Source organism: Caballeronia sp. SL2Y3 (assembly GCF_022879575.1).
Lineage (GTDB): Bacteria > Pseudomonadota > Gammaproteobacteria > Burkholderiales > Burkholderiaceae > Caballeronia.
Genome location: NZ_CP084260.1, coordinates 1,294,604 through 1,317,719, shown reverse-complemented (window position 1 = coordinate 1,317,719; position 23,116 = coordinate 1,294,604). Strand labels below are relative to the sequence as shown.

The following is a 23,116-nucleotide window of genomic DNA, read 5'->3' as shown; positions in this document are numbered from 1 at the left end:
GATGTGCCGAGACATCGCAGGGAACTGACTCGCGGATGCCCGCCAAGACAAAGCCCCCGCTCCTTCCGGATGCGGGGGCTTTTTCGTTATCGACGCGTGAGAATGCTTACTCGTTCGCGGACGGCACAGGCGCTGCGCTGAGCTTGACCTTCGAGCGCGCCTTGAGCGAGTCGATATAGGCTTCCATTTCGGCCTGCCCGTAGACCTGCGCAATCTGCTGCTGCGCGCCCGCGAGGCGGTCCGCTGCGACCGGGGCGGCCTTCTCGATGCCGTTCACGCGATAAATGGCGTAGCCGTCCGCGCCGAGATCGACGCCCACATAAGCCGGCAGTTTCGATGCGTCCGCCTTGAAAATCGCCGCGAGCGCGGCAGGCGGCAAGCCTTGCGCGTCGTTGCGCGAGACGGTGACGGCCGACGTGAAACCGTCCGCCGACTTCGACTTCTGCAATTCGGCGAGCTTGGCTTCGCCTTCCTTGTGCGCGAGCGCCGCAGCCTGTTCCGCGACGACCTTCGTGCGCACCGCATCCTTGACGGCGTCGAACGCCGGCACCGTAGGCGCCTTGTAGTCGGTCACGCGAGCCGCGATCAGCGTGTTGTTGCCCACATCGATCGCCTGCGTGTTGTAGCGCTGCTTCACCGAATCCGGCGCGAAGACGGCCGCGAGGAACTTGGCGTTGTTGAGCGGATTGTCCGGCGGCAACTGCGTATTCGGCTTCGGCCCGACCGTGGCGGTCTGGATCGTCAGCTTGTACTTGTCGGCGGCGGGCTGCAGCGACTTCTCTTTCTCATAGACGAGGTCCGTGAAGCCCTGCGCGCTGTCCGCGAAGCCCTTTCCGCCCTGCTGCGCGGCGTACTCCTTCGCGACGGCGTCCTTCACCTCGTCGAACGGCTTGGTCGCGGCGGGCTTCACGTCCGTCGCCTGAATGATGTGATAGCCGAAGTCCGATTCGACGATGTTGCTGACCTCGCCCTTTTTCAGGCTGAACGCGGCGTCGTCGAATGCCTTGCCGCCCGCGATCTGCCCGGGCGCGAAGTAACCGAGATCGCCGCCCTTGTCGGCCGAGCCCTGGTCATCCGAATTCTTCTTGGCAATCTCCGCGAACTGGTCCGGGTGCGCCTTCACTTGCGCGAGCAGACCTTCGGCCTTTTGCTTCGCCTTGGCCTTGTCGGCGGCGCTGGCGTCCTTCGGCGCGTTGATCAGAATGTGGCTCGCGCGCACTTCGCCCTGCGTGCGGTAACGCTGGATGTTGTCGTCGTAGTACTTCTTGAGGTCGGCGTCGCTCGGCTTCGATGCCGCCGCGAGCGTGGCCGGCGACAGCACGAGATACTGGATCGTCGCCGTCTCGGGCGTCGCGAATGCGTTGCGATGCGCGTCGTAGTAGGCGTGCAGTTGCGCGTCGGTCGGCTGGACCTTCGCGGTGTAGTCCGCGCTGCGCAGCGACAGGCCCTGCACCGACCGGCGCTGCTCGGCCAGCTCCGTCAGGTTCTGCGCGAGCGACTTCGAGGTGAACGCGCTCTGCTGAATGCTCGACGGAATCTGGTCGTTCGCGATCGTGTAACGCATGCGTTCGTCGTACTGCGCGGGCGTCATACCCTGCATCGCGAGAAGCTGCTTGTAACGGTCGAGGTCGATGGTGCCGTCCGGCTTGCGCAGCGACGCAATGCCGGGATCGGACAGCAGCGCGCGGCGCACGGCGTCGTCGGAAGCCGTGAGATGCAGGCGCTGCGTTTCGTCGGCCATGACGCGTTGCTGCACGAGGCTGTTGACCATCGCGCTGCGCGTCTCGGGCGAGTCGAACATCTTGGGGTCGAACTGCGCGCCGAGCATGGCGCGGGCGCGGTCGACTTGCTGCCGGAAGGCGCTTTCATATTCGGCGCGCGTGATCTTGTGACCGTTCACGCTGGCGACGTAGGCGCTTTCGTCGAAGAAGTTGCTGAAGCCCTGAATCCCGACGATACCCAGTCCGGGCACGATGATGAGAATCAGCAGGGCCATCATCAGGCGCTGGTGGTTGCGGAAGAAGTCGAGCATGCGTTGCGCTGCGAGGTTAGACAAAACGCTCGATATTACAACAGCGGGAGGGGAAAAGGCGAAAGCCGGCGGCGTTTTGCGCTTTTTGATGCGGCGATCTTTCGTTTATCCGACGCGCGATGTCTCATCCTCGCCGGAATCGTTGCGCGAACTGCAACTGAAGGATCGTTAGGATACTTAACGAATGCCGCCGAAAAGAAAAATCCCGCAAGCCGTGAAGCTTGCGGGATTTCCAGTCGTTCTTGGCGGAGCGGACGGGACTCGAACCCGCGACCCCCGGCGTGACAGGCCGGTATTCTAACCGACTGAACTACCGCTCCTGGGTGCTGCTACTGCATCAATGTACTGCGTGCCGCTGGAAGTGGTGGGTGCTGAGAGGCTCGAACTCCCGACCTACGCCTTGTAAGGGCGCCGCTCTACCAACTGAGCTAAGCACCCGGATTCCTGTTCGGCTGGAACAGAAGAACCGGTGATTTGCACCGTTCCCAGCGAGTCAGCTAGTTTAGCGCATCCTTCAGGGCTTTGCCAGCACGGAACTTGGGAATTTTTGCCGCTTCGATGGTGATCGCCGCGCCCGTGTGGGCGGCGCGCTCCCTACCGCCAAGGTGCCGAGTCCGTCCAGCGTCACCGAATCGCCCTTCTCCAGCGTCGCGCGCACGCAGTCGATGACCGCTGCGCGATATGGTCGATCAGTCCCGTTTTGATCGTCGCGCCCGATTGGAACCGTGCTTAAGTGATCTAGAAGCGGGCAGCCGAAAAAAAACCCGCGGACGAAGCCGCGGGTTTCGATTGATGCCTTGAGACGCTCAGTGCTTCACGACGTCGCCCGTAGCGGGCTGGTCTTTCTGCGCTTCCGCTGCCACCGGGGTTGCTTTCGCTTCCTCTTCCGGCAGCGGTTCGGGCAGACGTTCCAGCGCCAGTTCAAGCACGCGGTCGATCCAGCGAACCGGCACGATCTCGATGGCGTTCTTCACGTTGTCGGGGATGTCGGCCAGGTCCTTCGTGTTCTCTTCCGGGATCAGCACGAGCTTGATGCCGCCGCGATGCGCCGCCAGCAGCTTCTCCTTCAACCCGCCGATCGGCAGCACTTCGCCGCGCAGCGTGATTTCGCCGGTCATCGCCACGTCCGCGCGCACCGGAATGCCGGTCAGCACGGACACGAGCGCCGTCGTCATCGCGATACCGGCGGACGGACCGTCCTTCGGCGTCGCGCCTTCGGGCACGTGGATGTGGATGTCCTTCTTCTCGAACGACTCATCCGTGATGCCGAGACGCCGCGAGCGCGAGCGCACGACCGAGCGCGCCGCTTCGACCGACTCCTTCATCACGTCGCCGAGCGAACCCGTGCGGATCACGCCGCCCTTGCCCGGCATGACCGCCGCTTCGATCGTGAGCAGATCGCCGCCCACTTCCGTCCACGCGAGACCCGTCACCTGACCGATCTGGTTTTCCTTCGCGGCCAGACCGAAGTCGTACTTGCGCACGCCGAGGAACGTGTCGAGGTTCGAACCGTCCACCTTCACCGCGCCATCCGCCTTCTTCAAGAGCAGCATCTTCACGACCTTGCGGCAGATCTTCGACACTTCGCGCTCGAGCGAACGCACACCCGCTTCACGCGTGTAGTAGCGAATGATGTCGCGGATGGCCTGCTCCGCCACCTCGATCTCGCCTTCCTTCAGGCCGTTGTTGCGCTTTTGCTTCGGCAGCAGATAACGCTGCGCGATGCTGACCTTCTCGTCCTCGGTGTAACCCGAGAGGCGAATCACTTCCATCCGGTCGAGCAGCGGCGGCGGAATGTTCAGCGAGTTCGACGTCGCGACGAACATCACGTCCGACAAGTCGAAGTCCACTTCGATGTAGTGGTCCGCGAACGTATGGTTCTGCTCCGGGTCCAGCACTTCGAGCAGCGCGGAAGCCGGATCGCCGCGGAAATCCATGCCCATCTTGTCGACTTCGTCGAGCAGGAAGAGCGGATTGCGCACGCCGACCTTCGCCAGGCTTTGCAGAATCTTGCCCGGCATCGAGCCGATATACGTGCGACGGTGGCCGCGAATCTCGGACTCGTCATGCACGCCGCCGAGCGCCATGCGCACGAACTTGCGATTCGTCGCGCGGGCGATGGACTGCCCGAGCGAGGTCTTGCCGACGCCCGGAGGCCCGACGAGGCACAGGATCGGCGCTTTGACTTTCTCGACGCGTTGCTGAACCGCGAGATATTCGAGAATGCGTTCCTTCACCTTTTCGAGGCCAAAGTGATCTTCGTCCAGCACGCGTTCGGCGTTCGAGAGGTCGTTGTTGACCTTGCTCTTCTTGCGCCACGGCAGGCCGATCAGCGTGTCGATGTAATTCCGCACGACGGTCGCTTCCGCGGACATCGGCGACATCAGCTTCAGCTTCTTGAGCTCGGCGTCGGCCTTCTTCTTGGCTTCCTTCGGCATGCGCGCGGCGGCGATGCGCTTCTCGAGTTCTTCGAGATCCGCGCCTTCTTCGCCTTCGCCCAGTTCCTTCTGGATGGCCTTGACCTGTTCGTTCAGGTAGTACTCGCGCTGGCTCTTTTCCATTTGACGCTTCACGCGCCCACGGATGCGCTTCTCGACCTGCAGAATGTCGATTTCCGCTTCGAGTTGCGCGAGCAGGTGCTCCAGCCGCTCGATGACCGGGAACATCTCGAGGATGTGCTGCTTCTGGTCGAGCTTGAGCGGCAGATGCGCGGCGATGGTGTCGGCCAGACGACCCGCCTCGTCGATACCCGACAGCGAGGTCAGGATCTCCGGCGGAATCTTCTTGTTGAGCTTCACGTACTGATCGAACTGCGAGACGATCGCGCGGCGCAGGGCTTCGGTCTCGGCGCTGTCGGCGTGGTCCGGTTCGAGCGGCATCACGTCGCAGGAGAACTGCGTTTCCTGCTCTTCGATCGAGAGCGTTTTCGCGCGCTGCAAGCCTTCGACGAGCACCTTCACGGTGCCGTCCGGCAGCTTCAGCATTTGCAGGATGTTGGCGACACATCCCACTTCGTACATGTCTTTTTCGGTCGGCTCATCTTTCGCCGCCGTTTTCTGGGCGACGAGCATGATGTGCTTGCCGCCTTCCATCGCGGCTTCGAGTGCCTTGATCGACTTGGGCCGCCCAACGAAGAGCGGAATCACCATGTGCGGGAACACGACTACGTCGCGCAGCGGGAGCAGCGGCAACGTGATGCGTTCCTGCGGGAGGAGTTGGGTTCCTGACATTTCATTTCCCCATTAATGGAATCGGTTCGTTCGTAAGTAAGGCCGTTAAGAGCTATTGCAAGCCTTTATCGGAAGGGAAAAGTCGGTAGTCCAAGTTCGTCAGTAACGTCCACAAGATAAACCGAAAAATAAAAACAAAGGCCGTTCACGTCGCCATGAACGGCCTTTCGCCGACACACAGCCCGATTTAGTTCGACCCTGCTACTTTCGGTGCGTCTTCGTAGATGAGCAACGGTTTGCCGTCGCCGTCGATGGTGTTGTCATCGACGATCACCTTCGACACGCCCTTCATCGTCGGCAGTTCGTACATCACGTCGAGCAACGCCTGTTCCAGAATGGAACGCAGCCCGCGCGCGCCGGTCTTGCGGCGAATCGCCTTTTGCGCGATGGCCTGCAGCGCGGCCGGACGAATCTCCAGTTCCACGCGTTCCATGGCGAAGAGCTTGTGATACTGCTTCACCAGCGCGTTCTTCGGCTCGATCAGAATCTTCACGAGCGCGGCTTCGTCCAGCTTGCCGAGCGTCGCCACGACGGGCAGACGGCCGATCAGCTCCGGAATCAGGCCGAACTTGATCAGATCTTCCGGCTCGACTTCGCGCAGCACTTCGCCAGCGTCGCGATCCTGCTTGCTCTTCACGCTCGCGCCGAAACCGATGCCGGTCTTTTCCGTGCGGTCCGTGATGACCTTTTCCAGACCGTCGAACGCGCCGCCGCAGATGAACAGGATGTTCGTCGTATCGACCTGAATGAAGTCCTGATTCGGATGCTTGCGCCCGCCCTGCGGCGGCACCGATGCCATGGTGCCTTCCACGAGCTTCAGCAGCGCCTGCTGCACGCCCTCGCCCGACACGTCGCGCGTGATGGACGGGTTGTCCGACTTGCGGCTGATCTTGTCGATTTCATCGATATAGACGATGCCGCGCTGCGCCTTGTCGACTTCGTAGTTGCAGTTCTGCAGCAGCTTCTGAATGATGTTCTCGACGTCTTCGCCGACGTAACCCGCTTCGGTGAGCGTGGTGGCGTCCGCGATCACGAACGGCACGTTCAGCATGCGCGCGAGCGTCTGCGCGAGCAGCGTCTTGCCGGAGCCGGTCGGCCCGATCAGCAGGATGTTGCTCTTCGACAGCTCGATGTCGTCCTTCTTGTCGAGGTGCTTGAGCCGCTTGTAATGGTTGTACACGGCCACCGCGAGAATTTTCTTCGCGCGTTCCTGGCCGATGACGTACTGATTCAGGATGTCGCTGATTTCCTGCGGGCTCGGCAGGTCGGACTTGGTCAGCCCGGCCTCTTCCGCCGCGCCGGCCGCTTCATCGCGAATGATCTCGTTGCACAGGTCGATACATTCATCGCAGATGAACACCGACGGGCCGGCAATGAGCTTCTTCACCTCATGCTGGCTCTTTCCGCAGAACGAGCAGTACAGCAGCTTTTCGCTGCTGGAACCTTTTTTGTCCGCCATAAATGTGTAAGCCTCCGGACACTCTTGTTACATGATACGCCCTTCGATCCGGCCACGCAGATTCGACTCCGCGCGCCCGCCACGAAAGGCGTTTTGGCGTTGCGCCGCATGCGCCATCCGCATTGTCCGGCCCTGTTTCCGGGGCCGGCGCGGCGCCGCTCCGGACGCCTTCAGGGACGCTTGTGCAGCACCTGGTCGACGATGCCGTAGGCTTGCGCGTCGTCGCCCGACATGAAATTGTCGCGATCCGTGTCGCGCGCGATGCGCTCGACCGGCTGACCCGTGTGATGCGACAGCAACTGGTTCAGACGCTCCTTCAGGTACAGAATTTCCCGCGCCTGAATTTCGATGTCCGACGCCTGGCCGCGCGCGCCGCCGAGCGGCTGGTGAATCATCACGCGGGCGTTGGGCAGCGCGACGCGCTTGCCCTTCGCGCCCGACGCCAGCAGGAACGCGCCCATGCTGGCAGCAAGCCCCATGCACAGCGTGGAGACGTCCGGCTTCACGAACTGCATGGTGTCGTAGATCGCCATGCCGGCCGAAACCGAACCGCCCGGGCTGTTGATGTACAGGCTGATGTCCTTGTCGGGATTCTCGCTTTCCAGGAACAGCAGCTGGGCGACGACGAGATTCGCCGACTGGTCGTTGACCTCGCCGACGAGGAACACCACGCGCTCCTTCAGGAGCCGGGAATAGATGTCGTAGGCACGTTCGCCACGGCCGCTCGTTTCCACGACCATCGGGACGAGGCCGAGCGCCTGGGCTTCGAAGTCCCGCGGAGCGTGGGACGCCAACGTATCGAGCAATTCAGCGCGAAAGGTCATGCAATTTCCTTGTTCGGAATAGGGATACTGATCGACGAAGGAACATCCAAAAGAACGGCACGTGCATGCACAACTTTAATGCAAAAAAGGCGTGCGGGCCGCCCTCCGACGACCCCGCACGCCCCTTGGCATTCCGCGTCAGGCTTGCGCCGTTGCGCTGGCCAGTTCCTCGAAGCTGACTTCCTTGTCGGTTACCTTGGCCTTGCCGAGCACGAATTCGACGACGTTGCTTTCCACGACGTACGCTTCCATTTCGGCGAGGCGCTGCTGGTTCGAATAATACCAGCGGACGACTTCCTTCGGGTCTTCGTAGCTTTTCGCGAATTCGTCCACTTCAGCGCGGATCTGTTCGGGCTTCGCCTGCAGGTCGTTAGCCTTCACCAGCTCGGCCAGCACGAGGCCCAGCTTGACGCGGCGCTCGGCCTGCTCGGCGAACATTTCCGCCGGAATCGGCGCGTCCGCTGCATTCGGCACGCCGCGCTGCTGCAGGTCCTGACGGGCCATTTCCACCAGGCGCTGCTGATCCTGCTCGATCAGCGCCTTCGGCACGTCCAGTTCGGAAATCTTCAGAAGCGCGTCCATGACCTGGTTCTTCACGATCTGCTGCGTGCGGCGCTTGGCTTCGCGTTCCAGGTTGTCCTTGATCTCGGCGCGCATCTTCGTGAGATCACCGTCTTCGATGCCAAGCGACTTCGCGAATTCCGCGTCCACTGCCGGCATATGGGGCCATTCGACCTTTTTCACAGTGATCGTGAATTGCGCCGTCTTGCCCGCCACTTCCTTGCCGTGATAGTCCTCGGGGAACTTCAGGTCGAACTCGCGCGTTTCGCCGACCTTCAGGCCGGTCGCCGCCTGTTCGAACTCGGGCAGCATGCGGCCTTCGCCGAGCACGAACGCGAAGTCCTGCGCGCTGCCGCCTTCGAATTCCACGCCGTCCAGCTTGCCGACGAAGTCGAGCGTCACGCGGTCGCCGTTTTGCGCCGCCGTGTCCGCGCCGCCGTCGCCGTGCTCGCCGCCTTCGCCGCGCGCATGGAAGTGCACGCGCTGCTTGCGCAGGATTTCGAGCGTGCGGTCGACTTCGGCTTCCGAAATGGTGGTGACGGTGCGCTCGATTTCAGCGGTGGCGACATCGCCCAGCTTCACTTCCGGATAGACCTCGAAGGTCGCGTCGAACGCATACGCGTCGGCGGCCGGCTCGGCCTTCGGCGCGAAGCTCGGCTGGCCCGCGACGCGCAGGTTTTCCGCGCGCGTGACATCGAAGAACTCCTTGCCGACCTTGTCGCTCAGCACTTCGGCCTCGACCTGGCCGCCGTACTGCTGCGTCACCATCTTGAGCGGCACCTTGCCCGGGCGGAAGCCCGGCATGCGCACGTTCTTGGCCAACTGACGGATGCGCGAATCCACTTCCTTCTGCACCGAGTCTTTCGGCAGGGAAATGGTCAGGCGGCGTTCGAGCTTGCCGAGGTTTTCAACTACGTTAGCCATGGCTTCAATCGTCCTAGAGTGATTCGGTGTTCGTTCGGTGGTCGGTTCTTCCGCGGTTCTAAAGGCGCGGGTCCGGTGAGCTTGCCGGCGCTCGCCACGCTTCGACGCCCGATTCGCGAAAGCGCATGTCATGCGCGTTTCGAAGACGCCCGGACCGTCGCCGAGCGAGTCAGCCAACAGAGCCCAGCATTTTAGCAAACAAATCAGGCGGGCCTGCTTGCGGGAACCGGCATGGAGCGTTTCTCGGGCGTTTTGGCGGATTTAGGACGCGGATACGGCGTAAATCCCCGTTTTCCGGACGGTCGCGGCCACGCACAATTCCCGCTATCGCAGCCGCGCTATTTTGCCGGAGACGGCGCGCTGCTAAGCTTGCCGCGCGTCGTTGACGAATCTGCGCGCAGTCGTCCGACGCCGCGCCTCAAACAGAACATTCGAGACACCATGCCCACTATGTCCGCCACGCCCGCCACGTCTGCCACGCCCGCTCCCGTCGTCGTCATCGCGCCCGATTCGTTCAAGGGATCGCTCTCTGCGCAAGGCGTCGCGGACGCGATCGCGGAAGGCATCAGGCGGGCGCGGCCGGACGCCGAAATCCGCATTCGCCCGATGGCCGATGGCGGCGAAGGCACCCTCGACGCGATGCTCGCGGCCGGCGGCGAGCGCCGCATGCTCAACGTGCGCGGCGCGGCGGCGGCACGCCGCGACGCCGCGACGGGACTGCTCGCCGACGGCAGCGCGATGATCGAGACGGCGGAAGTCGTCGGCATCACGGACCCGGACGGCATGGCCGTCCCCGTCACCGAACGCAGCACGCTCGGCATGGGCGAGGCGATCCGCGCGCTCTTCGACTCCGGCGCGCGCCGGTTCTTCGTCGCGCTCGGCGGCAGCAGCACGAACGACGGCGGCGCGGGGCTGCTCGTCGGCCTCGGCGTAAAGCTCTTCGATGCGGACGGCAACGAACTCGCGCCGGTGCCGTCGTCGCTGGGGAGAATCGCGCGGGTCGACGCATCGGGGCTCGACCCGCGCGTCAAGGAAGCGGAGTTCGTCGGCATGTCGGATGTCGATAATCCGCTCACCGGCGAGCACGGCGCGACCGCCGTCTTCGGGCCGCAGAAAGGCGTGACGCCGGAGCAGATCGCCACCATCGACGCCGCCCTCGCCCATTTCGCGGACCGTCTCGAACCGGCGATGGGTCTCGTGAAACGAAACGAGCCGGGCGCGGGCGCGGCGGGCGGTCTCGGCTTCGCGCTGCACATGCTGGGCGCGCGCTTCGAGACCGGCGCGGAAGTCGTCGCGCGCGAGATCGGTCTGGACGCGGCGCTGGAAGGCGCGAACTGGCTCATCACGGGCGAAGGCCGCTCCGACGTGCAGACGCTGCACGGCAAAGCGCCCTTCATCGCGTGCAAGCATGCGCGGGCGTCGGGCGTGCCGGCGTCGCTGCTCTCCGGCGCGGTCGATCCGGCCGCGCTGCCGCGCCTCTCGGAGTTTTTCAGCGGATGCTTCTCGCCCGCGCCCGGCCCCATCACGCTCGATGTCGCCATTCGCGACGCCGCGCGTCTGCTCGCCAACGAAGCGGAGCAACTGACGCGCTTGAAGTTCGGCGTCGCATGAGAATGAGGCGGCGCTAGCTTTGCGCCTGTGACGCGCTCCGATTCTCGCCCGCGCCCCGTCCGATCACGCTCGATGTCGCCATTCGCGACGCCGCGCGTTTGCTCGCCAACGAAGCGGAGCAACTGACACGCTTTAGGTTCGGCGTCGCATGAGAAGAGGTGGCGCTAGCTTTGCGCCTGCGACCGCGCTCCGATTCTCGCCCGCGCCCGGTCCGATCACGCTGGATCTCGCCATCCGCGACTTCGCGCGTCTGCTCGCCAACGAAGCGGAGCAACTGACGCGCTTGAGGTTCGGCGTCGCATGATAAAGAGGCGGCGCTAGCTTTGCGCCTGCGACCGCGCTCGTATTCTCGCCAAAGCCCGGCCCGATCACGCTCGATGTCGCGATTCGCGACGCCAAACGAAGCCGAGCAACTGACGCGCTCGAAGTTCGGCGTCGCGTAAGAGCGTCAGCTTTGCGCTCGTGCCCGCGCGCCGAACGCGAGGCGGTCGAAAGACCAGACGGCGAGCATCGTCAGCCCCATCAGCGGAAAAACCGCGCCGACGAGCGCGAGGCCGGCGCGCCACGCGCGCATCGGCGGGCGTTTCGCGGGCCGCGACGGCGCACCGAGCGCGCGCGATGGACGGCGCTTGATCCACATCACGAAGCCGGTGACGGACAGCGCGGCCAGCCCGAGCGAGATCGCCGAACACACGATCTGATTGGCAAGGCCGAAGTAGCGGCCCATGTGCAAGGACGTGCCATACGAGATGAAGCGCGCGACCGTGCCATAGGTGCCGTACGAGATGTCGGACAGCACGCGGCCGCTGTACTGGTCGATGTGCAGCGTGCGTTCCGAGCGCGGATCGGCGGGAAAATACGACACCGTGTAGACGCCCGTCGATGACGTAGGCAGCGCGATGCCGTAGTCGCTCGTCACGCCCTGTTTCCCGGCGAGCGCGATGACATCGTCGAGCGAGAGCCTCGCCGCCGACGACGCCTTCGCGGTCTGCGGCACGTCCGTCGCGCCGACGGCCCACGGCGTCTGATGCAGCGGGAGATCGTCCATTTTCATCGGCATGGCGTGCATCGCGTGATCGGCCGGCACGCTCGAATGCACATGCGCTTCGCCCCACGCGCCTTTCGGATAGCCGATCGATGCCGAAGTCGCGAGCGCCTTGAACTGCTTGCCCCACGATCCAGACCACGGCAGTCCACTCAGCACGAAGAAAAGCGCGCCGATGGCGAGCCACACGCCGCCCACCGCGTGCAGATCACGCCACCACGCGCGGCCTTCGAGCGTCAGACGCGGCAGCCACACGCCGCCCGCGCGACGGCCCGCGCCGCCCCACGGCCACCACAGCGCGACGCCCGTGCCGATCATCACGAGCGTCCAGCATCCCGCGAGTTCCATCGCGAGTTCGCCGGTCTTGCCAAGCATGAGCCCGCGATGCAGATTGCGGATCTGCTTCATCAGCCGATGCTCGACGGAGAGCGTGCCGAGCACCGCGCCGTCGTACGGATTCACGTACACGCTCTCGCTCTCGCCGGAAGGCAGGCGGAACACGAATTCGGCGCTGCGCGTGCGACGCGTGTCGATTTGCGCGAGCGTCGGCACCGCACCGCGCGGCTCGCGGGCGACGGCTTTGGCGAGCAGCGCATCGGTGGAAAGGCGCGGGCCGTGCGTATCGGCGACGACCATGCGGTCGCGGTACAGCATCGGCTCGATCTGCGGCTGAAAGCAGTACAGCGTGCCCGTGATGGCGAGCACGATGAGAAGCGGCATCACGAAAAGGCCGGCGTAGAAGTGCCAGCGCCACAGCGTGCGGCGCTCGGCGACGGCGTCGCTCTGGGTCGAAGCGGGCGTGGAGGAATGTGCGTGCATGACGTGTCCTTTGGAATCGAACGAATGCGAATGAATGGAGATCAGATGCCGATGCGCCCTTCGACATAGAACGTGCGTCCCGCATACGGATGAAACACGTAGTAGCGGCGATCGAACAGGTTGTCGACGCCGATGCCTAGCTCCGTGCGCTTGGTCGGCTTGTAGGAGAACTTGGCATCGACGACGGCGTAGGTGCTCGTGCCGCCATACGTGTCCGGATTGATGTCCGTGTTGGTGAGCGTGTTGTACTGGCGTCCCGAATAACGCACCGCGAGCGTCGCGGCGGTTTTCGCGTTCGCGCGATACGTCGCCACCGCGTTCGCGCGCCACAGCGGAATGCGATAGAAGTACTTGCCCACGGACGCCGGATTGCCGCTGTTGGCGAGAATCTTCGACTGCGTGTACGCGACGTTGGCCGCGAGATCGAGTCCGCGCAGCCACACGTCCTGCCCTTCGTAGCTCGCTTCGGCGCCGCGCGAACGGACCTTGTCGATGTTCTGAAAGTTGGTGACGTTCGGAATGACGGTCGTGTTCGTCTGACTCAGGATGGTGTTCTTTACGTCATCCTGAAAGAGCGTGAAGCGGTACAAGCCGTTGCCGTGCGTCCATTCCGCGGTCAGTTCTTTCGAAAGATCGTCTTCGGGCTGGAGGTTCGGATTGCTGTTGACGATCGACACGCCGTTGATCTGCCCTTGGAACAGCTCGCCGACCGTCGGAAAGCGATACGCCCGCCCGATGGATGCGCGCAACGTCAAGTCGTTGGTGGCGTCGAACGAAAGCGACGCCTTGGGCGACCAGTGGCTCTGGCTCGCATCGCCGTAATTGAGCGATGTCGCGCCGACAGCCCGCGTGCCGTCATAGGCATTCCAGTTCTCATAACGCACGCCGTAGGTGAACGCCCAGCGCGGCAGGAAGCGCCAGGCGTCCTGCGCATAGACCGCTTGCGTGCGCGTGCGCCCGCCGAACGCGTTGGCGAACGAGATGCCCGCGCCATCGCGCCACGCGGCCGCGTTCGAGCTCACGTTGTCGAGAAAGTAATTGTCGTAGTGATAGCCGAACGACAGCGCATGCGCGGCGACTCCCGAGCGCACGGTCGGCGTCCAGCTCGTGCGCAAATCGAGCGACTTCCATCCCGAGCCTGACCCGTCCGTGAGCGTGCCGGGGCCGTCGCCGGGCACGCCGGAACTCGCGGTGCGCGCGATGCTCTGCGTGATGTCGAAGTACGACGCGACGGCTTCCGCGTTCCAGCCGGTGTCGTGGTGCGTGCGCAGCGTGAGGCCGTAGAGAAAGTTCTCGCTCGATCCCATGCTCGGCGCGAACGTCGCAGCGGGAATCGTGTATTCGAAGCCGCCGATGTTCACGCGCCCGCTGTACACCGGGTTGCCGGCCGCGTCGCGCAGAAAGGTCGTCGTATCGCTGTTGTACTTCTGATGCCAGTAGCCGAGCGTGAAGCCGGCTTGCAGCGTGCTCGTGATGTCGTAGGCGAGCTTCACGCGCAACTGGTCCTGAAACGTGCGCTCGATGCCCTCGGACGCCGTGCCGAGCACCGCCGTGCGCGCGCCGTTCTGATCGTTGTAGAACGTCGCGCCGGTCACGGGCTGGTCGGCGGCGGCGGCGGGCGTCTTCGATTGCGCGAGCGTCGCGAATTGCAGCGGCTGCCCGGTGTTTTCCAGATGATCGACGCCGATCAGAAACGACAGCTTGCCGATGCGGTCGCCGACGGTCGCGGTCGTGTTCGTGCCGTTGAAGCTGCGGTTGATGCCGAAGAGATCGAAGTGCTGCGTGAAGGCCTGCACTTTCGCGTCGGCTTCGAACTGCGTCGGCATGCGCGTCGTGACCGCGACGGTCGCGCCGATCGAGTTGCCCGGATAGAGCGCCGAGTAAGGACCATAGATGACGTCCGTGCGCGCGATGTCGTCGGCGAAGACCATCGACCAGCGCGGCGCGAAGGTGAACGTGCTGCCGAGAAAGTTGCTGAGCAGAAGGCCGTCGGCATACACGAGGCCGCGCGCCGTCTGCGCGTTGCTCGAGCCGCGCACGGCAATCGGCGCGTTCACGTCGCCGATGAAGCGCTTGCGCACGGCCATGTTCGGCGCGTACTTGAGGACGTCTTCGGGCGTGACGACGTTCCAGTACTGCGACTCGTCCGCCGTGACGGTCGCGACGCTCGCCGGCAGGTTCGGATCGAGCGGCGATTTCACGGGCGCTGACTGCGCGGTCACCAACACGGGTGCGAGCGTGGTGTCGGTATCGGAAGCGGCTGCGGTTGCCGGCGTGGCCGGCCATGCGGCATGAGCGAACAAGGACAGCGGCAATGCGGCGTGCAACGACGCGACGGCGCGCCGGCGCGAATGCCGGCGCGCTCGCGTGAGGAGCGTGAACATGGTGAGTTCCTGAATGAGCTGACGAGCGAACGCGCGCGCCGCCGGGCGCTCAGGCGCCGGGCAAGAATCGCTGCGATCGGACGAAGAACGGCTTCAGGAAAGGACGGGCGGCGCGCGCGCAGACGCGGCGTTGAATGACTTCGAGCGGGCGGCGTCGACCGCGACGACGGGCGCCGCGCGCGTGACGCGCTCGACAGGCGTGACTGCATGCGCCGCCGCCAACGCGACCGGCAGATGATGCGCGAGCAGCCCGCAATACGCGCAGGCGTCGAAGTGGCCAGCGGCGTCGTGATGGCCCGCGTGCTCGTCGGCGTCCGCATGCGCGGCATGGTGATCAGCGTGCTCGCCGCCGTGCGCGAGCAGTCCGGCGACCGTATCGACGGTACAGAGCGCGGCTTGGAGATCGAGCGCCGCGTTGCGCGCGGCGATGCTCTGGCTGATGACCGGCGCGACAATGGCGAGCCACATGGCGGCGATGCCGAGCCATGCGACGAAGCGATTGCGCGCGTTGCGGGTCATTGAGGGGCGGGAAAGCGAAACGGAAGGTTTGAGCGAGATTCTAGGCAGACGTCTGCCTCGCCGCAATGCTGAAGCACATATCGCCAGCATCGCGCGCCGCATGGCGCAGCGACCCATGCAATCGTCACGCAAATTCCCAGACATCGCCTGACGAATGCGTTAGAATGCCCGGCTTGGCACAGTGGACCAGTGCCGGACACGGGGGATGTCAAGTGCGGCAGGATCGAATCCGCTGCCTCGCAAAGCCCCCGTGCTGCGAGGATGGCGAAATTGGTAGACGCACCAGGTTTAGGTCCTGACGCCCGCAAGGGTGTGGGGGTTCGAGTCCCCCTCCTCGCACCACTCCCCCCACCGCTCGTTCAGAGCGCCTACAGCGCGATGTCGCTCAGTTCGACCATCATCACTTCGCCCTTCTCCTGCGATCGTCCCGCGAAGTCCACGCCCGTCTGATTCATCAGCTTCCTGATCTCTTCCGGCACGCGCTCACTGGCACGCGCGGCGGCAATCGGCCGGTCCAGGTTCGATAGAAACTGGCGCACGCTCGACGGCGGCAAGTACACGAACACGTTGAGCGGATACGACGCTTTCGCGTCCGCTCGACGCGCCGCCGTGATGTGCAGCCCGGGCGTCGGCGAGACGCTCATCTGACGCGGGCATACGCGAAAGTCGAAGCCGAGGCCCGTTGCCACGCTCCTGACGATAAGCGGCAGGCACTTGTCTCCGAACTGTTTGTTTTCCGTTTTGCTGAGTGGCATGGCTGCTATCTCCGTTGGTCTCGCGCTTGTGCGTGTTTCGCGCAGTGTTGCGCGGGCCGTTCGCCGCGTCGGTGGGTCGGCGCACACGCGATGGCCGCGCGGCGCGGGCGGCTGCGAATGGCGCGCCGCGATAAAATGAGCGCCCGCCTCGCTCGACGCCTTGTGAAACCGCGAGCACAGAACAACCTATCCGCCTTCCCCACCAGAAGCTTCCCGTCCGTGAATTTCGACGACTATTGCCAGCAAAAGGCCGCTCCCGAAGGCTCAGGCACCTACTACGCGCTGCGCCGGGCCCCGGCCGCGCGTCAGCCGCTTCTCACCGCCCTCTACGCGCTCTATCGCGAACTGGAGGAAACGGTGAAGGAGACGAGCGATCCGACCATCGGCCGCACCAAGCATGTGTGGTGGCAGAGCGAACTCGAGCGGCTCTATCTCGGCGAGCCGACGCATCCGGTGACGAAGGCGCTGCAGGCTCATGCCGATGGGAGCGGCGTGCTCGACGAAGAAGGCCGCGCGGCGCTGGCGATGCTCGTCGACGGTTTCTCGATGGACCTCGACCAGGCGCGCTATCTGGACTGGCCGGGCCTGCGGCGGTATCTGGACCAGACGGGCGGCGCGTTCGCGACCGCCGTCGCGCGTGCCACCGCGCGTCCGACCGCGCGTGACGACGTGTCGTCGTGGGCCGCGCCGCTCGGCTCGGCGCTGCTGCTCGCTGAACGCGTGCAGGAAATAGGCGACGACGCGCGCAACGGCCGCGTCTACGTGCCCATCGACGAGTTGCAGCGGTTCAATGTCACGGCGGCGGATATCATCAACCGCAAGTACAGTGACGCTTTCACCGAACTCATGCGTTATCAGACCGAGCGCGCGCGCCGCTCGCTCGATGAGGCGCTTGCCGCCATCCCGCCCGCCGAGCGTGCCCCGCAGCGCGTGTTGCGGGCACAGGCGGCGCTGTCGCTGGCCCGCTTCGATGAAATCGAGCGCGAAGGCTTCAAGGTGTTGCACCAGCGCATTACGCTCACGCCGATTCGCAAGCTCTGGATCACGTGGCGCACGCGCTGAGTGGGATGCTCATGCGCGCCCGACCGGCAGCGGCGCGGCCACCGCTTGCGAACATCGGCGAACTTGGTGAGCATGAATCGAACGCGCGGATAACGGCAGCGGCGCGAACGGCCGCTCAAAAACGGCGCACGCGCTAACCGAAAACCTCACGCGCGCACGACCGGCAACGGCGCGAACGGCCGCCCAAGAACATCGGCGGCGTTCGCGTTCCAGCATGCATCGAGCGCCGTGGCGCAAAGCCGCCTGAAGTCGACGGCGGCCGTGAGCCCGCCCTCCGCGTCCAGTGCGTCGAGTCGCGGCGCTTCGCCGAAGAGACCGCCGCGCACCGCGCCGCCCAGCATGAACTGCGGTGCGGCCGCGCCATGATCCGTGCCGCGTGTGTCGTTCTCGCGCGCCGATCGTCCGAACTCCGAACGAGTCATCACGAGCGTGCTGCGCCAGTCGTCTGTCGCGAGCAACGCGGCCCGCAGCAAAGCAATCCCGTCCGCAAACTGCGCGAGCAGCGCCGCATGTCGCGCCGCCTGATGCTGATGCGTGTCGAAGCCATCGAGCGTGAGTCTGATCAGCGCGACGCCGCCCTGCGCGCGATTCGCCGCGATGACGTGCGCAGCCGCCTCGCAAGATGCGGTGAAGGATCGCGTATCGAATGGCGTGCTTGCCGGATGAACCATCGCGGTTTGCGGCGCCTGCACGCGCGCGAGCCACGCGTCGCGACGATATTCGTCCGCCTCGGATGCCGTGTGCCAGATCTGCTGCGCGCGATAGTGCGAGCGGTTCGGCCGCGCATAGCCGACGCCCTGCACGATGGCGCATTCGCCCGCCTGCCACGCGGACATCAGACCACGCAGCGACGGATGCAGGCCGGTGCGCTCGTCGATGCGCAACGCGTGATCCCGCGAAATGGCGAGCGTGGGCCGCAGCGCGTAGTAGCGCGGATCGGCGATAGGAATCACCGTGTTGAGTCCGTCGTTGCCGCCGTTGAAGTCGACGAGAACGAGCGCCCGCGTCAACGGGCGGCGCGCTTCGGATGCCCGGCAGAGCGCGACCGGCTGCACGGCGACGACGCTTGCGATCGACAGGAACTCACGTCTGTTCATCGCGTTCGTCCCTGTGCGAATCAGCGTTTGTAAAGATCCCGTACCGCTTCTTCGATGTGCTGACGCAAGAGCCGCCGCTCGTCGGCCGTCATGACGGTGTGGCGCGGCGGTCGCGCGGGCGGTGTGTCGTCGACTTGCTGCACGGGCTGCAGCGCGGCGGGCTTGGTGTCGCGCTCGCGCTTGTTCGAGCCTCTGCCGGTGCGATCCTGCGCGCGTATCATGCGGCCGTCGTAGCGACCGGCGGGCATGTGAACGGAGCGGTCGAACTCGTTGGACGGTGCCGACGACGACGGAAACGTAGCGAGGCGGGATGATTGCGCATAGGCATGCTGTGCGCTCAGTACAGCGTACAGCGCACTTGCCACTAACGTCTTTCTGAAAATGCGCTCGGTGCGCACAGGTCCGCGCCGCCGCGCTCCCTTCATGTTGTTCCCTTCGTTGCTCGACAACCGGACAGCCTCATTCTTTTCATGCGTCTCACGCGGCCTGGTCGCGCCGCACGGGGCCGCTGGTGTAATGGAGTATCTACCGAATGGCGGGCTTAGGTAAAGCAGTGTACGCAGAGAAGTCAGGGCCCGTGCCACAGGCCCCGTAAATTTTGTAACTAACTGTTACACTCGCTTTTGTTACAAACTCGGCGTTTGAACAAACGCGCTAAGATGCCGCCATGGAAACCAAAAATCCTTCGAAAATTCTGGTAGTCGATGACGATCCGCGCCTGCGCGATCTGCTTCGGCGTTATCTCGGCGAGCAGGGCTTCAACGTGTATGTCGCGGAAAACGCCCCGTCGATGAATAAGCTCTGGGTGCGCGAGCGTTTTGACCTGCTCGTGCTGGATCTCATGCTTCCGGGCGAAGACGGCCTTTCCATCTGCCGGCGTCTGCGCGGCAGCAACGACCGCACGCCCATCATCATGCTCACGGCAAAGGGCGAAGACGTGGACCGCATCGTTGGCCTGGAAATGGGCGCGGACGATTATCTGCCGAAGCCCTTCAATCCGCGTGAACTCGTCGCGCGCATTCATGCGGTGCTGCGGCGTCAGACGCCGTCGGAATTGCCCGGCGCGCCCTCCGAGACCACGGAAGTATTCGAGTTCGGCGAATTCGCGCTGAATCTCGCCACGCGCACGCTGACCAAGAACGGCCAGGAGATTCCGCTGACCACCGGCGAATTCTCGGTGCTCAAGGTGTTCGCGCGTCATCCGCGCCAGCCGCTGTCGCGCGAAAAGCTGATGGAACTCGCGCGCGGCCGTGAATACGAAGTGTTCGATCGCAGCCTCGACGTCCAGATTTCGCGTCTGCGCAAGCTGATCGAGCCGGATCCGAGCAGCCCGCGCTTCATTCAGACGGTGTGGGGTCTCGGCTACGTCTTCATTCCCGACGGCGCAGCTTAAAGCACGTCGCGCCGCCTAGTCCCACGCACTTCAAGCGAGTCCGATACGCTTTATCCCCTTCACCGAGCGGAACCCGATAGACCCATGCGCATCGACAGGCGGCTACTGGCGCTTGCGTTCGGCGGCCTGTTCTGGCGAACCTTCGCGCTGATCGCGCTGCTCATCGCGGTCAGCCTCACCGCCTGGTTTCAGAGCTTTCGCGTGATCGAACGCGAGCCGCGCGCGCAGCGCGTGGCGCTTCAGCTCGTCGCCGTCGTGAAGCTCACGCGCACCGCCCTTCTCTATTCCGATCCCGATCTGCGCCGCGCGCTGCTGCAGGACCTGGAAAGCAACGAAGGCGTGCGCGTGTATCCGCGCGAGACCACGGACAAATACAAGCTCCAGCCGGACGAATCGCTCAACCGCCTGATCGAGCGCGACGTGCGCGGGCGGCTCGGCAACGATACGATCATCGCGCAGTCGGTCAACGACATTCCGGGCGTCTGGATCAGCTTCAAGATCGACGATGACGACTACTGGGTGGCGCTCGACCGCGATCAACTCGACACCGTGACGGGCCTGCAATGGGCCGGCTGGGGCGTGTTCGCGCTCGCGCTGTCGCTCTTCGGCGCGGCCTTCATCACGAGTCTCGTGAACCGGCCGTTCGCGCGGCTCGCGCTCGCGGCGCGCAAGGTCGGCTCCGGACAGTCGCCGGAACCGTTGCCGGAACGCGGCATGGGCGTCGCCGCCGAAACTAACCGCAGCTTCAACCAGATGGTGCAGGACCTCGAACAACTCGAAGCGGACCGCGCGCTGATGCTCGCCGGCATCTCGCACGATCTGCGCACCCCGCTCGCCCGCCTGCGGCTCGAAACGGAAATGAGTCCGTCGGACGAAGCCACCAAGCTCGCGATGATCGACGACATCGAGCAGATGGACATGATCATCGGCCGCTTTCTGGACTACGCGCGGCCGATGCAGCGCATGCCCGAAGCCGTCGATCTCTCGATGATCGCCAGCGAACTCGCCGCGCGCTTCCAGGCGGATGAAGGCGTCGTGATGCGCACGGACCTCGCGCCGGGCGCGGTCATCGAAGGCGATCCGACGGATGCGCGGCGCGTCGTCGGCAATCTGCTCGAAAACGCCCGCAAGTATGGCCGCAGCGAACGCGACGATATCGCCCGCATCACGCTGCAAACGCGCGTGGCTCACGGGCGCGTCGAGCTGTCCGTGATGGACGAAGGCCTCGGCATCCCCGACGATCAGGTGGCGCTCATCACGCGGCCCTTCTATCGCGTGGATGCGGCGCGCACGCAGGCCAACTGCACGGGCCTCGGCATGGCGATCGTGCAGCGGCTCGTCACGCGGCAGCGCGGCGCGCTCAGGCTGCGCAATCGCACGCCGCTGCCCGGCTTCGAAGTGACCATCGACTTCCCGCAGATGAAGGGCGCGCGCTTCGACGGCCCGCGCGACTAGCCCACGTATTGACCTGCGCGTTCAACCCGCGACTCGCTCGCACGTTCGAAAAAAGCTATCTGCGTCATTGGGCAAACCTTTTGAAGCGGTTCTGCCATGGGGTTATGATGATCCGGTTCGACGCGCGGCATCCACGGCCATGCTGTCATGCGCGCGTTACCGCTTTCCGGTAGTTTGGCTTGAGTTGTCCTTTCAACGAACACAGGAGCGTTGCATGAAGACCGTTGGCGATAAAGTCGAAGCATTCACCGTCACCGCTGCAAAACCCGGCTTCAACAACCACGAGGAAAACGGCCAGTCCGCCTTCGAGGAAATCACCGAGCAGTCGTTTCCGGGCAAGTGGAAGATCATCTACTTCTATCCGAAGGACTTCACGTTCGTGTGCCCGACCGAAATTGTCGAGTTCGGCAAGCTCGCGAAGGACTTCGAAGACCGCGACGCCGTGCTGATGGGCGGCAGCGTCGACAACGAATTCGTCAAGCTCGCGTGGCGCCGCGAGCACAAGGACCTGAACAAGCTGAACCACTATTCGTTCGGCGACGTGAAGGGCGAGCTGATCGACCAGCTCGGCGTGCGCGATAAGGAAGCGGGCGTCGCGTTGCGCGCCACGTTCATCGTCGATCCGGACAACGTCATTCAGCACGTGTCGGTCAATAACCTGAACGTAGGCCGCAATCCGGAAGAAGTGCTACGTATTCTGGACGGCCTGCAAACCGACGAGCTGTGCCCGTGCAACCGCGCGGTCGGCGGCGCGACGCTCTGAACCTGATTGGCGCTCGAGCGCATGCGTGAGCCCGCCGTCTTTCGAGTGCAAGCTCGGGAGCCGGCGGGCTTTTTCAACGCCATCGAATAGGAGAAATCAATGGAATTCCTGTCGTCGATCAAGGAGCTGGTTCCCGATTACGCGAAAGACATTCGCCTGAACGTCGACGGCACGATCGCCCGTTCGTCGCTGGAAGGCAATGACGCGGTGGGCGTCGCGCTCGCTGCGGCTTACGCGGCCAAGGCGACGAAGCTCGTGTCGATCATTCGCAATGCCGGCGTGCTCTCGCCCGAAGAGACGAACGCGGCGCTCACGGCGGCTGCGCTGATGGGCATGAACAACGTCTGGTATCCGTACCTGGAGATGGCCGACAACGCCGACCTGAAGACGCAGCCCGCCGGACTACGCATGAACGCCTACGCTTCGCATGGCGGAGTGGACAAGCGGCGCTTCGAGATGTATGCGCTTGCGGCGTCGATCATCGGCAAGTGCCATTTCTGCGTGAAGTCGCACTACGAGAATCTTGTGACCGAAGGCATGTCGACGACGCAACTGCGCGATGTCGGCCGCATCGCCGCCGTGATCGGCGCGGTGGCGCTCACGATCGAAGCCGAAGGGAAGTAACGCGCGCCTCGGCGAAGGCAGACGCCACGTCGCTCGAACGTGGCGTCGCTCGTTCAGTGGTCGATCGACGTGCGCCGCAACAGCACGGCCGCCTGTGCTTCGATGCCTTCCTTGCGGCCGAGATAGCCGAGCTTCTCGTTGGTCTTCGCCTTCACGTTGACGCGATCGACCGGCAAGTCGAGATCGGCGGCGATGTTCTCGCGCATCGCCTCGATATGCGGACTCAGCTTCGGCGCCTGCGCGATCACGGTGCTGTCGACATTCGCAATCGCGAAGCCCGCCTCCGACACGCGCTTGGCCGCCTCGCGCAGCAGCACGCGGCTGTTCGCGCCGGCGAACTCGGTGGCCGTATCCGGAAAATGCCGGCCAATGTCGCCGAGCGCCGCCGCGCCGAACAGCGCGTCGGTGATCGCGTGCAGCAGCACGTCGGCATCCGAATGGCCGAGCAGCCCGCGTTCGTACGGAATCGTCACGCCGCCGATGATGAGCTCGCGCCCTTCGACGAGCTGATGCACGTCGTATCCTTGTCCGATTCTGAAATCCATCGATGCCACCTAGC

At 64.3% G+C, this 23,116-nt stretch carries 19 protein-coding genes, 3 tRNA genes and 1 pseudogene; 8 read left to right on the top strand and 15 right to left on the bottom strand.

What is annotated here, in order from left to right:
- Nucleotides 1–106 precede the first annotated feature (106 nt).
- The 8 genes and pseudogenes from LDZ26_RS06220 to tig all read right to left on the bottom strand — a co-directional run bounded on the left by LDZ26_RS06220 (nt 107) and on the right by tig (nt 9,030).
- Nucleotides 107–2,032 (bottom strand): SurA N-terminal domain-containing protein, encoded by a 1,926-nt coding sequence (locus LDZ26_RS06220; protein WP_244849022.1) that lies wholly within the window; start codon nt 2,030–2,032, stop codon nt 107–109.
- A 243-nt stretch (nt 2,033–2,275) separates the two neighbouring features.
- Nucleotides 2,276–2,352, bottom strand: a tRNA-Asp gene (locus LDZ26_RS06215).
- A 42-nt stretch (nt 2,353–2,394) separates the two neighbouring features.
- Nucleotides 2,395–2,470 (bottom strand) — tRNA-Val (locus LDZ26_RS06210).
- Between the two features lie 59 nt (nt 2,471–2,529).
- Nucleotides 2,530–2,750: pseudogene (locus tag LDZ26_RS06205) on the bottom strand (HU family DNA-binding protein).
- A gap of 88 nt (nt 2,751–2,838) precedes the next feature.
- Nucleotides 2,839–5,262 (bottom strand): endopeptidase La, encoded by a 2,424-nt coding sequence (gene lon / locus LDZ26_RS06200; protein WP_206468111.1) that lies wholly within the window; start codon nt 5,260–5,262, stop codon nt 2,839–2,841.
- 187 nt (nt 5,263–5,449) lie between these two features.
- Nucleotides 5,450–6,721: an ATP-dependent Clp protease ATP-binding subunit ClpX gene (gene clpX, locus LDZ26_RS06195; protein WP_106855990.1), complete on the bottom strand. Its 1,272-nt coding sequence runs from the start codon at nt 6,719–6,721 to the stop codon at nt 5,450–5,452.
- Between the two features lie 170 nt (nt 6,722–6,891).
- The gene (gene clpP / locus LDZ26_RS06190) at nt 6,892–7,545 is read right to left on the bottom strand and encodes an ATP-dependent Clp endopeptidase proteolytic subunit ClpP (RefSeq protein ID WP_014191278.1); all 654 of its coding nucleotides are present in this window, start codon (nt 7,543–7,545) and stop codon (nt 6,892–6,894) included.
- A gap of 138 nt (nt 7,546–7,683) precedes the next feature.
- Nucleotides 7,684–9,030, bottom strand: a complete 1,347-nt coding sequence (gene tig, locus LDZ26_RS06185) for a trigger factor (RefSeq protein ID WP_244849014.1) — start codon at nt 9,028–9,030, stop codon at nt 7,684–7,686.
- Nucleotides 9,031–9,480: 450 nt separating this feature from the next.
- Between tig and LDZ26_RS06180 the strand changes: the two genes are divergently transcribed.
- Complete coding sequence (locus LDZ26_RS06180; protein WP_370650668.1) at nt 9,481–10,641, top strand: glycerate kinase; 1,161 nt, start codon at nt 9,481–9,483, stop codon at nt 10,639–10,641.
- 148 nt (nt 10,642–10,789) lie between these two features.
- Nucleotides 10,790–10,945: a hypothetical protein gene (locus LDZ26_RS06175; protein WP_244848618.1), complete on the top strand. Its 156-nt coding sequence runs from the start codon at nt 10,790–10,792 to the stop codon at nt 10,943–10,945.
- Between the two features lie 144 nt (nt 10,946–11,089).
- Here the strand turns inward: LDZ26_RS06175 and LDZ26_RS06170 are convergent, their stop codons facing one another.
- The 3 genes from LDZ26_RS06170 to LDZ26_RS06160 all read right to left on the bottom strand — a co-directional run bounded on the left by LDZ26_RS06170 (nt 11,090) and on the right by LDZ26_RS06160 (nt 15,408).
- On the bottom strand, nt 11,090–12,505 hold the full coding sequence (locus LDZ26_RS06170) for a PepSY domain-containing protein (protein ID WP_244848617.1): 1,416 nt from the start codon (nt 12,503–12,505) through the stop codon (nt 11,090–11,092).
- Between the two features lie 41 nt (nt 12,506–12,546).
- Nucleotides 12,547–14,889, bottom strand: coding sequence for a TonB-dependent receptor (locus LDZ26_RS06165; protein WP_244848616.1), 2,343 nt, complete (start codon nt 14,887–14,889; stop codon nt 12,547–12,549).
- Nucleotides 14,890–14,982: 93 nt separating this feature from the next.
- Nucleotides 14,983–15,408, bottom strand: a complete 426-nt coding sequence (locus tag LDZ26_RS06160) for a DUF2946 domain-containing protein (protein WP_244848615.1) — start codon at nt 15,406–15,408, stop codon at nt 14,983–14,985.
- Nucleotides 15,409–15,663: 255 nt separating this feature from the next.
- On the opposite strand from LDZ26_RS06160, the gene LDZ26_RS06155 reads away from it, so the two are divergent.
- Nucleotides 15,664–15,750: transfer RNA gene (locus LDZ26_RS06155), tRNA-Leu, on the top strand.
- Between the two features lie 26 nt (nt 15,751–15,776).
- Here LDZ26_RS06155 and LDZ26_RS06150 read toward each other — a convergent pair.
- Nucleotides 15,777–16,163 (bottom strand): hypothetical protein, encoded by a 387-nt coding sequence (locus LDZ26_RS06150; protein ID WP_244848614.1) that lies wholly within the window; start codon nt 16,161–16,163, stop codon nt 15,777–15,779.
- Between the two features lie 219 nt (nt 16,164–16,382).
- Between LDZ26_RS06150 and LDZ26_RS06145 the strand changes: the two genes are divergently transcribed.
- Nucleotides 16,383–17,225: a squalene/phytoene synthase family protein gene (locus LDZ26_RS06145; RefSeq protein WP_244848613.1), complete on the top strand. Its 843-nt coding sequence runs from the start codon at nt 16,383–16,385 to the stop codon at nt 17,223–17,225.
- 146 nt (nt 17,226–17,371) lie between these two features.
- On the opposite strand, the gene LDZ26_RS06140 is transcribed toward LDZ26_RS06145, so the two are convergent.
- Nucleotides 17,372–18,322: a DUF1501 domain-containing protein gene (locus tag LDZ26_RS06140; protein ID WP_244848612.1), complete on the bottom strand. Its 951-nt coding sequence runs from the start codon at nt 18,320–18,322 to the stop codon at nt 17,372–17,374.
- A 20-nt stretch (nt 18,323–18,342) separates the two neighbouring features.
- Nucleotides 18,343–18,771, bottom strand: a complete 429-nt coding sequence (locus LDZ26_RS06135; protein WP_244848611.1) for a hypothetical protein — start codon at nt 18,769–18,771, stop codon at nt 18,343–18,345.
- A gap of 218 nt (nt 18,772–18,989) precedes the next feature.
- On the opposite strand from LDZ26_RS06135, the gene ompR reads away from it, so the two are divergent.
- The 4 genes from ompR (at nt 18,990) to LDZ26_RS06115 (ending at nt 22,557) form a co-directional block, all read left to right on the top strand.
- Nucleotides 18,990–19,715 (top strand): two-component system response regulator OmpR, encoded by a 726-nt coding sequence (gene ompR / locus LDZ26_RS06130; protein WP_008349770.1) that lies wholly within the window; start codon nt 18,990–18,992, stop codon nt 19,713–19,715.
- A gap of 84 nt (nt 19,716–19,799) precedes the next feature.
- Nucleotides 19,800–21,170 (top strand): ATP-binding protein, encoded by a 1,371-nt coding sequence (locus LDZ26_RS06125; protein WP_244848610.1) that lies wholly within the window; start codon nt 19,800–19,802, stop codon nt 21,168–21,170.
- A gap of 214 nt (nt 21,171–21,384) precedes the next feature.
- A complete protein-coding gene (locus LDZ26_RS06120) occupies nt 21,385–21,933 on the top strand; it encodes a peroxiredoxin (RefSeq protein WP_175940269.1) in 549 nt (182 codons plus the stop codon).
- A 99-nt stretch (nt 21,934–22,032) separates the two neighbouring features.
- Nucleotides 22,033–22,557 (top strand): carboxymuconolactone decarboxylase family protein, encoded by a 525-nt coding sequence (locus LDZ26_RS06115; protein ID WP_159836112.1) that lies wholly within the window; start codon nt 22,033–22,035, stop codon nt 22,555–22,557.
- A gap of 53 nt (nt 22,558–22,610) precedes the next feature.
- Here LDZ26_RS06115 and ispF read toward each other — a convergent pair whose 3' ends face one another.
- Nucleotides 22,611–23,102 carry a 2-C-methyl-D-erythritol 2,4-cyclodiphosphate synthase gene (gene ispF / locus LDZ26_RS06110; protein WP_206468103.1) on the bottom strand — a complete coding sequence of 164 codons (492 nt, stop codon included), beginning with the start codon at nt 23,100–23,102 and terminating at the stop codon, nt 22,611–22,613.
- Nucleotides 23,103–23,116: the final 14 nt, after the last annotated feature.

Bases quoted from the DNA above. Each gene is read 5' to 3' on its own strand.
- LDZ26_RS06180 (WP_370650668.1), top strand. From the start codon at position 9,481: ATGTCCGCCACGCCCGCCACGTCTGCCACGCCCGCTCCCGTCGTCGTC.
- LDZ26_RS06125 (WP_244848610.1), top strand. From the start codon at position 19,800: ATGCGCATCGACAGGCGGCTACTGGCGCTTGCGTTCGGCGGCCTGTTC.
- tig (WP_244849014.1), bottom strand. From the start codon at position 9,030: ATGGCTAACGTAGTTGAAAACCTCGGCAAGCTCGAACGCCGCCTGACC.
- LDZ26_RS06140 (WP_244848612.1), bottom strand. From the start codon at position 18,322: ATGAACAGACGTGAGTTCCTGTCGATCGCAAGCGTCGTCGCCGTGCAG.
- LDZ26_RS06165 (WP_244848616.1), bottom strand. From the start codon at position 14,889: ATGTTCACGCTCCTCACGCGAGCGCGCCGGCATTCGCGCCGGCGCGCC.
- clpP (WP_014191278.1), bottom strand. From the start codon at position 7,545: ATGACCTTTCGCGCTGAATTGCTCGATACGTTGGCGTCCCACGCTCCG.
- LDZ26_RS06115 (WP_159836112.1), top strand. From the start codon at position 22,033: ATGGAATTCCTGTCGTCGATCAAGGAGCTGGTTCCCGATTACGCGAAA.
- clpX (WP_106855990.1), bottom strand. From the start codon at position 6,721: ATGGCGGACAAAAAAGGTTCCAGCAGCGAAAAGCTGCTGTACTGCTCG.
- LDZ26_RS06120 (WP_175940269.1), top strand. From the start codon at position 21,385: ATGAAGACCGTTGGCGATAAAGTCGAAGCATTCACCGTCACCGCTGCA.
- LDZ26_RS06170 (WP_244848617.1), bottom strand. From the start codon at position 12,505: ATGCACGCACATTCCTCCACGCCCGCTTCGACCCAGAGCGACGCCGTC.
- LDZ26_RS06160 (WP_244848615.1), bottom strand. From the start codon at position 15,408: ATGACCCGCAACGCGCGCAATCGCTTCGTCGCATGGCTCGGCATCGCC.
- ompR (WP_008349770.1), top strand. From the start codon at position 18,990: ATGGAAACCAAAAATCCTTCGAAAATTCTGGTAGTCGATGACGATCCG.
- LDZ26_RS06175 (WP_244848618.1), top strand. From the start codon at position 10,790: ATGAGAAGAGGTGGCGCTAGCTTTGCGCCTGCGACCGCGCTCCGATTC.
- LDZ26_RS06150 (WP_244848614.1), bottom strand. From the start codon at position 16,163: ATGCCACTCAGCAAAACGGAAAACAAACAGTTCGGAGACAAGTGCCTG.
- ispF (WP_206468103.1), bottom strand. From the start codon at position 23,102: ATGGATTTCAGAATCGGACAAGGATACGACGTGCATCAGCTCGTCGAA.
- LDZ26_RS06220 (WP_244849022.1), bottom strand. From the start codon at position 2,032: ATGCTCGACTTCTTCCGCAACCACCAGCGCCTGATGATGGCCCTGCTG.
- lon (WP_206468111.1), bottom strand. From the start codon at position 5,262: ATGTCAGGAACCCAACTCCTCCCGCAGGAACGCATCACGTTGCCGCTG.